This window comes from Acidobacteriota bacterium (genome assembly GCA_034211275.1).
Classification (GTDB): Bacteria; Acidobacteriota; Thermoanaerobaculia; order Multivoradales; family JAHZIX01; genus JAGQSE01.
On sequence record JAXHTF010000284.1, the window covers coordinates 1 to 6,182 of the forward strand.

Sequence of the window (6,182 nt, forward strand, 5' to 3'; positions counted from 1 at the left end):
TGCTCACCACCTATCTCGGTGCCTTGCCGTCCACCGGCCGAGAAGAGAGCTGGCGCGACATCGGCGTCGCATTCCCCACCGAGCCCACCACCTTCGAAGTTCGGCAGGGCCTGGAACCCCTGGCGGGAGTGCGTCTGGCGCTCTTCGGGGACGCTACCTGGAACACCCGCCAGCGCCGCCGGATGAATCTCCTCGAAGACGTGCTCCAGCTGCGGCTGCGGGAAGTCTTGCGGGAGGAGCAGGGCCGGACCTACGGAGTCTCCGTGGCCGGCAGCCTCACCCCCTACCCGCGCCCCCGCTATCGCCTGAATCTCTCGTATTCCTGCGACCCGGAGGCGGTGAAAGAGACCCTCGACACCCTCTGGACCGAGCTCCGCCGCCTGCGCGCCGAGGGCCTGCCGCCGGAGTTGGTGGAGAAGGCCCAGAGCGCGCTCCTCCGCGAGCGCGAGACCCGCCTGAAGCAAAACAGCTTCTGGCTCATCGCTTTACGCTTCTACTATCGCTACGGCCTCGACCCCCAGGAGCTCCTGACCTACGACGACCTGGTCCAAAGCCTCAGCGCCGAAGAGCTGCACCAGGCGGCCAAGGATTTCCTCTCCGAAGACCGCTATCTCTTAGGCACCCTCCGCCCCGCCGACCCACCCGTGACGCCCTTGCTTCCCTAGTCTCCCCAACAGGTGGGACCCACTTGTTGATCGTGGATTGATCGTCCCAGAAGACGGCTCCACTCCCGCCCCTTTCCTCCCCAGAATCCCAGTTTTCACGAGCGGTCTGAGTGGGCTGCGGGATTCGAGGATGGGCGTCTTCGACCACCGCAGAACCCGACTGCCCACGCCCCAAAATCAACGGTCCTTACTGAACGAAGGGACGTCTCATCAACAGGGGGCAGCCAAATGTTGATCCCTTTGTTTTCAATGACTTGACTAGGTGGGACCCAGGTGTTGACCCTCTCTCCGACCACCAAGGCAGCATCCTCTCGGGGTGCTGGGGAGTCGGGCCCTGCGGTGGCCAGGAGGCCATCCTCGGGTCCCGCTCCCTCACCATACCGACAGTGATCAACCGAGCTCTGGGGATGCAGCCGGCGAAAGTGGAATCGTGGCATCCGGCAAGGACAAATCAAGCAGCGGTACCACTCCCGACCCCTTCATCCCCAACGATCCCGCCAAGATCAACGGTCTGAGTGGGCTGCGGGATTCGAGGATGGGCGTCTTCGCCCACCGCAGAACCCGACTGCCCACGCCCCCGAGAGCAACGGTCCTTGCTCAGCTTCAACAGGGGGCACCCAAATGTTGATCCCTTTGTTTTCAATGACTTGACTAGGTGGGACCCAAATGTTGATCGCAGATTTGATCGAGCCTCAGTCTTCCCAATCCCAGAAGAAATCCTTGTTCGTCAGCTCCTCTTCCTCCTGCGGAACCGGGGCCGTGGGGTCGGCGCCGAGGCGCATCAGGCGGAGGATTTCTTCCAGCGCTTCTGTTTCCTGACGCCAATAATCCTCGGTGCCGAATTGGGACCAGGTGGCGGGGAAGATGGGGTCGTGCCAGCGGCGGGCGAGCCAGGTGGCGAAGTGGACCAGGCGCAGGCCGCGAAGGGGCTCGATGAGCTGGAGGGTGGTGTGGTCGAAGAGCCGGAAACGCTCGTAGCCTTCGAGGAAGACTTGCCGTTGCCGCCGCGTGACGGCGTCCCGGCCCGGCAGCGCCAGCCACAAATCCTGCACCGGCGGTCCCACCACCATGTCGTCGAAGTCCAGGACATTGAAGCGACCGTCCCGCAAGAGGAGGTTTCCTAAATGCAAGTCACCGTGAAGCCGGTGGACCGCGACGCCATCCAGTAAGCCGTCAGCACGATCCGCCAGCTCCTCCGCGGCGGCAAAATACCGGTCCCGCCACATCGCCGGCACCGTCTCGTGGTGGCGCAACCACTCCAGGTTCGACCGCACATAGGTGTCGGCGTTGAGGGGTAGGCGGTGGGGGGCCTCGCCGGCGGCGGCCACGCCGTGCATGCGGCCTACCAGCATGCCCAGCCGCTCCGCCAGCTCGTCCGTCAGCTCGTCCGGAGCCCGACCACCGCGGCGCTCCGCCAGCGAATAATAGATCCCCTCCTGGCGCTTGACGGTCGAACCGTCGGGGAACGCCAGCACCGGGCAGGCAGGAATCTCCGACGCCACCAAATCGTCGATGAAAGCGTGCTCCTCGAGGATCTGCTCCTCGCTCCAACGCCCCGGGCGGTAGAACTTGGCGATGATCCGCGAGCGGTCCTCCAACTCCACCTCGTACACCCGATTTTCGAACGAATTGAGCGGATAACACACCGCGTTGCACCGCAGCCCCGCCGCCTCCACCGCCTCCAGCACCCGCTCCGGGGTCAAGCCCAAAAAAAGATCCGTCACCGCCCCGGTCGATTCACCACCCGTGGTTTTGCTCATAGACCGAGCATGCTAACAGCGGACTCTCCTGGAAGCGCCGAATTCAAAGATACGGCGAGAACAACCACGCCGCCGCATCCCGCAGCCGCACCCACAGCGGCCGAGCATCCAGATCCTCCTGGGTCAGCTCCTCGCAGGTGGTCTCCACGTCTTCGCAATGAGCTACCGCCCGGCGGGCGAAGTCGCGGCTGAAGATCTCCACCGCGAGCTCGAAATTCAGCCGCAGACTGCGGGGATCGAGATTCGACGAACCGATCTGCACATAGGCGTCGTCCACCACCAGCAGCTTCGAATGAGCAAAGGGAGGCGGGCGCAGGAAGCAGCGGACGCCCCGCTCCAGCAGCTCCCACAGCTGATTGCGAGTGGCCCAATCCACCAGCGGCACATCGCTCTTCTCGGGCAGGAAGATTCGCACGTCCACTCCCCGCAGTGCCACCGACTGCAGCACCCCGATGAGCGCCCGCGGCGGTAGAAAGTACGGGGTCATGATCCACACCCGCTGGCGGGCACCGGAAACCGCCCCCAAGATCACCGCCAGCAGCTTGTCGAGATCCTCGTCCGGCCCATCGGTGATCACCCGGCACAGGCAGTCGCCCACCGCCCCCGGCGACGCCGGATCAGCGCCAGCAGCGGACTCTCCGAGCACCGACGCGGCCCGTTGCGCACCGCCGCCGACGAAGAACCAATCGTCCAAGAAAACCTGTTGGAGCTGCCCCACGATGGGCCCCGTGAGCCGGCAGTGGAGGTCTACCACCCGACGCCCGGACGGCTTGTCCACCAGGTGCCGGCCGCCCAGGTTCATGCCCCCGGTGAATCCCACGGTGCCGTCCACCACCAGGATCTTGCGGTGGTTGCGCAGGTTGAGATGCACCGTCGGGGGGAACCAGCGGGGCTGAATGAAGCGGTGCACCGGCACCCCCCGCTTGCGCAGTACCCGCGAGGCCCAGGGCAAGCTGTAGATCTCTCCGATGGCGTCGACGATCACCCGTACGTCCACCCCGCGGCGATGAGCTGCTTCCAAGGCGTCAATGATCTCCAGGCCGGCGGGGTTGGTCTCGAAGATGTAGGTGGCCAGATAGACGCTGCGGCGAGCCTCGGCGATGGCTTCCAACATCCGCGGATAGACCTGCTCACCGTTGTGCAGCAGCTCCACCGAATTGCCTCCCACCAGCTGCCACTGGCTCACCGCCGACGAGACTCGGGCCAGGTCGTGGAGATCCTGGGGCACCCGATCCCGGATCTGCTCCAACGACAGCCCGGCTTCGGAGAGGCGATGGGGCGAGGTCACCGCGGACCTTTCCGGGCTCCTGGCACCGGCCCCATTCTCATCCCGCTGGCGGGCCTCCTGCTGCAGCTTGCGCGCCCGGCGCTGGATGCGGTTGATGCCGAAGAAGAAGTAGAGCGCCGGACCGGCCAGAGGAAAGAGCAGGCACACCGCCACCCAACCCAACCCCGCCGGGGGATCCCGCTTGTTGAGCAGCGCGTGGACGGCGGAGCCCCCCGCGGCAGCGGCGAGGGCCACGCTACCGAGGATTTGCATCCAGCTGATGTCCACCGTCGCTCCTATCCTTTCGGTCCGGTAGTTCCTCGTTCGGGGGTGCTGTCGATAGGGCCTTGAGGGTGTGGTCCGGGAATCCTGGGTCGGGATCTGGAGCCAGGCCTACTCCGTCAACAGCCGCTGGAGCTCCGCGGCGGCGCGTCGATATTCTTGGGCCACCGCCTCCACATCCTCCGGCATCACCGCCAGGGGGTCGACCCGCGCCGTCTCCTCCACCCTCTTGCAGGCCGCCGCCAACCGCACCGCGCCAAGGGTGGCGGCGCTGCCCTTGAAAGCGTGAGAGGCCTGCTCCACCGCATCCATGTCGCCCTCCCCCAGGGCGCCCCGCAGGCGCTCGAGCCGCACCGGACCATCTCTCAGGAAGAGCTTGATCACCTGATCCAACACGTTCTGACCAGCACTGCTCCCCAGCCGCTGCAGGTGCTCTAGAGGCTGGGGATCGAGCACGATCCCGGCCGGGGCAGCACCACCACCTCCCATCGAGGGCGCGGAGGACGGCCTGGGAGCTCCGGGGGGACCGGGCTGGCGGGGAGCCGATGGCTCGGTGTGCCCGGATTTTGGCGGGCCAGATTGGGCGGGAGCCCTGGGACCAGCCTGGCTAGCCGGGGCCGCCGGGCCAGCCGGGGCCCCCGGGGACCGTGGTGGCTGCGCGCTCGGCCTGGGAGGAGCTTCCCGGGGCGGTGCAGGCGAAGGAGCCGGTTGGCCAGAGACCGGTTGGCCGGTAATTGGGGGTCGAGATCCCGGCGGTGGGCTCGCTGGAGGAGGCGAGGCCGATGCCGGCGAGGTCGATGAAGGGGGCGTCGGTGAGGGAGGCATCTTCATCCCCCGGCCGGGGGTCTCCCGACGACGGGAGGCGCCGTCGGCGCGGGAGTCTTCCCGCTCCAACAGCCAGCGATCGAGCACCGCCGCCAGGTCCTGCTCCCGGAACGGCTTGGAGAGATAATCGTCCATGCCACACTGCAGACACTTCTCCCGGTCCCCCTTCATGGCGTGGGCTGTGACGGCGATGATCGGCAACCGGCGCTTTCCCGACTCTCCCTGGCGCACCCGGCGGGTCGCCTCGTAGCCGTCCATCTTGGGCATCTGACAGTCCATCAGCACCAGGTCGAAGGGATGCCGGGATAGAGCCTGCAGTGCCTCCCAACCGTTGGTCACCGCCGACGCCCGGAAGCCCAAAGCCTTGAGCTGGCGCAGGGAGACCATCTGATTGACCGGATTGTCCTCCGCCAGGAGGATGTGAAAGTTGCCCCGCAGCTGCCGCAGATCTTCCTGGGTCGCCTGGCGCAGAGCGGGATCCGAAATCGGCCGGCTGGGAGGAGCCAGACGCACGGTGAAGCGGAAGGTGGAACCCCGCCCCGGGGCGCTGTCGACGGAGATCTCGCCGCCCATGAGGTGCACGATGTCACGGCTGATGGCTAGACCCAGACCAGTGCCGCCGAAGCGGCGGCTCATGGAGCTGTCCACCTGGGTGAAGGCCTTGAACAGCTTCTCCAACTCCGTCGCCGGGATGCCCACCCCGGTATCCACCACCGAGAAGGTCAGCCACGGCCCCGGCTCGTCCTTGGGCGGGCGCTTGGCTCGCTCCACCCGCACCTTGACGTGCCCCAGGTCGGTGAATTTGATCGCATTGCCCACCAGATTCATCAACACCTGGCGCAGCCGCGCCGGATCACCGCTGTAGCGCTCCGGCAGATCGTCCGACACCTCCAGCTCGAGGCCGATATTCTTGTCCTCCGCCCGCGGCTCCAGCAGCTGGATCACTCCCTCCAGGGTCTTGCGCAGCTGGAAATCCACCTGCCGCAGCTGCAGCTTGCCGGCCTCGATCTTGGAGAAATCGAGGATGTCGTCGATGAGCGAGAGGAGCGCCGTGGCGGAGGTGACGATGGTGCTGGCGTATTGGCGCTGCTCGAGGTTGAGGTCGGTGCGCAGCAGCAGCTCGGACATGCCGATGATGCCGTTCATCGGGGTGCGGATCTCGTGGCTCATATTGGCCAGGAAGTCGCGCTTCGCCTGATCCGTTTCCTTGAGCCGCTCGTTCATCCGCTCCAGCTCCCGGGTGCGGGCCTGGACGCGGCCTTCGAGGCCTCGCTGGAAAGTCTTGATCTCGTCGTAGAGACGGCTGCAGCGGTGCGCCAACACCAGGGTGAAGATCATCGCCGCGACTAAGAATCCCCAGCTCAGGATGTGCGGCGGATCGAG

The 6,182-nt window shown here is 66.1% G+C and carries 4 protein-coding genes; 1 reads left to right on the forward strand and 3 read right to left on the reverse strand.

Going from position 1 to position 6,182, the window contains the following annotated elements:
- On the forward strand, nt 1-665 hold a 665-nt coding region (locus SX243_24775), incomplete at its 5' end, for an insulinase family protein (protein MDY7096202.1).
- Nucleotides 666-1,357: 692 nt separating this feature from the next.
- Here the strand turns inward: SX243_24775 and SX243_24780 are convergent.
- From SX243_24780 to SX243_24790, 3 genes are all read right to left on the reverse strand, one after another.
- Nucleotides 1,358-2,425: a serine/threonine protein kinase gene (locus SX243_24780; GenBank protein MDY7096203.1), complete on the reverse strand. Its 1,068-nt coding sequence runs from the start codon at nt 2,423-2,425 to the stop codon at nt 1,358-1,360.
- Nucleotides 2,426-2,468: 43 nt separating this feature from the next.
- Nucleotides 2,469-3,980, reverse strand: a complete 1,512-nt coding sequence (locus SX243_24785; protein ID MDY7096204.1) for a phospholipase D-like domain-containing protein — start codon at nt 3,978-3,980, stop codon at nt 2,469-2,471.
- A gap of 105 nt (nt 3,981-4,085) precedes the next feature.
- Nucleotides 4,086-6,182 (reverse strand): ATP-binding protein (locus tag SX243_24790; GenBank protein MDY7096205.1); only part of this gene is annotated, 2,097 nt, incomplete at its 5' end.

What these genes read in the sequence shown, in the direction of transcription:
- SX243_24780 (MDY7096203.1), bottom strand. Translation starts at nt 2,425, where the DNA reads ATGAGCAAAACCACGGGTGGTGAATCGACCGGGGCGGTGACGGATCTT.